The following is a 1663-nucleotide window of genomic DNA, read 5'->3' as shown; positions in this document are numbered from 1 at the left end:
TCATTTCAATAGAAATCACGACTTTCTGATGAATTTATTTGGGGAGTGATAGAAAAGCCCTTCATCAGCCAGTCTACTTGTTCTGGTGTGAGAGCTTTGACATCCTTTTCTGTACTTGGCCAAGTCAACTTACCGTTCTCAAAGCGTTTATATAGTAGCCAAAATCCTTGACCATCCCAGTAAAGGGCTTTAAAGCGGTCTTTACGTCCACCACAAAAGAGAAAAACTTGACCGGAGAAAGGATCCAATTCAAAGTGGGTTTTAACCAGATAAGCCAGTGAATCAATGCCTTGTCTCATATCCGTTTTCCCACATACGAGATAGACCTGCCCTAGGCTAGATAGATGAATTGTCATAGAGCAACACCTTATCCAAAAGCTGTTCTATCATTTCGAGATTGAGAGATTGAAAAAAACTTACTTCAAGCTTGCCAATACGAATTTTAAGCAGAATATCATTTCTCTTTTTAGAATCAAAACGACGAGATTGTGGAATCTCTACAGGAACAATAGGTTGTGGCATTTAAATATCCTCCAATAGTTTTACTTTACTAATAGTATACAGGAGGTCTTCCATGAATGATAGATACCTTGTTATGACGCGCTTACCACTTATGACGCTCTTACCATCCATCAACAGAGAGAAGGACGACAAAAAAGAAAGGACAAAATTTGTCCTTTCTGAATCTTAGCTAACTTCCCTCTACTATAGTTGGCAAAGAGGCTTCTTCACTATCTGCTATAGGGTGAGTATATCCAGCTAATGTGTAGGTTACCCTAGTTCTTTTTAATTGATAAAGATTTTTGCATGTGAAGGCTATTGAGAATCAAATAGAATCATCTACTTAAGCTTCTTCATCATCTTTTTTCTTTTTAGAAAAGAGTAAACCGACTGCTCCAAAGATTGATAGAAGTCCTAGAGCAGCTGTAGTGCTATCTGATCGACTACCAGTATTAGGTAATGCTGCTTCCTTAGCTTTGTCTTTAGCCACTGGATTAACTGCTGCTACTGCGGCAATTCCGTCTGCTTGCGCTTTGTCCACGCCTGCTTGGTCGCTTGCTGCGTCAATGGCTTGGATAGCTTTGTCCGCTGCCGCTTTAGCTTGTTCCTTAGCCGCTGCTTTTTCTGCATCTGAAAGGTTAGCGTTCGCATCAATCTCGGCTTCTTTTTCCTTAAGCTTAGCTGCTACTGCTTCCTTAGCTTTGTCTTTAGCCACTGGGTTAACTGCTGCTATTGCGGCAATTCCTTCCGCTTGCGCTTTGTCCACGCCTGCTTGGTCGCTTGCTGCGTTAATGGCTTGGATAGCTTGGTTCGCTGCTTGCTTAGCTCGATCTTTAGCTGCATCCTTTTCTTCTTTTGTTGCATTTGGAGTGTTGTCAATTGCTGCTAATTTATCTGCTAATTTTTTCGCTAAGTCTGCTTTAGCAGCTTTCTTAAGAGCTTCTAAGTCACCATTTGTGTGGACGCCTTCAATGGCTGTTACACCTGCTGTTTTAGCTTCGGCTACTTTATCAGCGTCTTCTGCTGAGTCAATCTTAGCTTCGGCAGCTTTTCGTGCTTCTTCTACAGCTTGTTCTTTCTCAGCACGTTGCGCTGCTGTTAAGCTCTTATCTGCTGCGATGGCTGCTTTTTCTGCTTGCGCTGCTTTTTCTAAGTCTGCTTT

At 41.9% G+C, this 1663-nt stretch carries 3 protein-coding genes; all 3 read right to left on the bottom strand.

What is annotated here, in order from left to right; all coding sequences use genetic code 11:
• Positions 1-5 precede the first annotated feature (5 nt).
• Entirely contained in the window at positions 6-356 is a 351-nt protein-coding gene (gene tnpB / locus HT736_RS08705; protein ID WP_000152345.1) for an IS66 family insertion sequence element accessory protein TnpB, read from the bottom strand.
• Positions 337-522: a hypothetical protein gene (locus HT736_RS08700; protein ID WP_001136123.1), complete on the bottom strand. Its 186-nt coding sequence runs from the start codon at positions 520-522 to the stop codon at positions 337-339. Before HT736_RS08700 ends, tnpB begins: the two co-directional genes overlap by 20 nt.
• A 322-nt stretch (positions 523-844) precedes the next feature.
• On the bottom strand, positions 845-1663 hold an 819-nt coding region (locus HT736_RS08695; RefSeq protein ID WP_172930953.1), incomplete at its 5' end, for a DUF1542 domain-containing protein.

The sequence above is a fragment of the Streptococcus sp. 339 genome, assembly GCF_013277285.1.
Taxonomy (GTDB): Bacteria; Bacillota; Bacilli; order Lactobacillales; family Streptococcaceae; genus Streptococcus; species Streptococcus pseudopneumoniae.
Note: the sequence above shows the minus strand (reverse complement) of the source record. Positions and strands in the feature narration are given on the sequence as shown.

Coding starts and splice junctions, on each gene's coding strand:
- HT736_RS08700 (WP_001136123.1), bottom strand. CDS start 522: ATGCCACAACCTATTGTTCCTGTAGAGATTCCACAATCTCGTCGTTTT.
- tnpB (WP_000152345.1), bottom strand. CDS start 356: ATGACAATTCATCTATCTAGCCTAGGGCAGGTCTATCTCGTATGTGGG.